The sequence below is a fragment of the Rhodopirellula sp. UBA1907 genome (genome assembly GCF_002337565.1).
Lineage (GTDB): Bacteria > Planctomycetota > Planctomycetia > Pirellulales > Pirellulaceae > Rhodopirellula > Rhodopirellula europaea.
This window is the reverse complement of record NZ_DDGH01000029.1, coordinates 43,052-43,700: the sequence shown is the minus strand read 5'-3', so window position 1 is coordinate 43,700 and position 649 is coordinate 43,052. Positions and strand designations below refer to the sequence as shown.

Here is a 649-nt window from a genome sequence, read left to right as displayed (position 1 = left end):
GCGGTGGCCCAGTCCAACGGTCGTTCGCCGCTTGCCATTTCGCGACGCTGTTGCATCGGTCGTTTGAGCTTTTTGTGCGGCGCGAACCCTTCAGGCAGACGGGTCAGCGAATCAATCAACTCGCTCAGTCGCGTGACCGGCATGGTTGTGTCGACTTCGTCGGCCGGCTCGGGCCCGCCGAAGTATTCCATCCAGTTCGCGGCGAGCGTTTGCGTGTCGGGAACAAACGATTCGTGCTTGCTCGCTTCGAATTCGCTCTCGAGCTTCTCCGTCCGATCACGGCTGATCTCGTCGGCCTCGGCCTCGGTGATCTTTCCGAGTTTCAGCAGGCGATTGAGATACTGTTGTCGTACACCGGGGCGACGATCGATTTCGGCGTACATCTGAGGTTGGGTGAAACGAGGTTCGTCACCTTCGTTGTGTCCCCAACGACGGTAGGCGTACAAATCGATGACAACGTCACGATGAAATTCTTTGCGGAAATCCATCGCCAACGAGACGACTTGAGCGACCGCTTCGGGGTCTTCGCCGTTGACGTGGAAAATCGGAATTTGCAGCATTTTCGCGATGTCGGTCGCGTACGTCGTGCTGCGGCCTTCATCCGGTTCGGTGGTGAAACCGACTTGGTTGTTGATCACTACGTGCAGGG

1 protein-coding gene is annotated in these 649 nt (G+C 57.6%); it reads right to left on the bottom strand.

What is annotated here, in order from left to right; genetic code table 11:
- A partial coding sequence (locus B2R17_RS06140; RefSeq protein WP_286763307.1) for a thiamine pyrophosphate-dependent enzyme occupies positions 1-649 on the bottom strand: 649 nt, incomplete at both ends.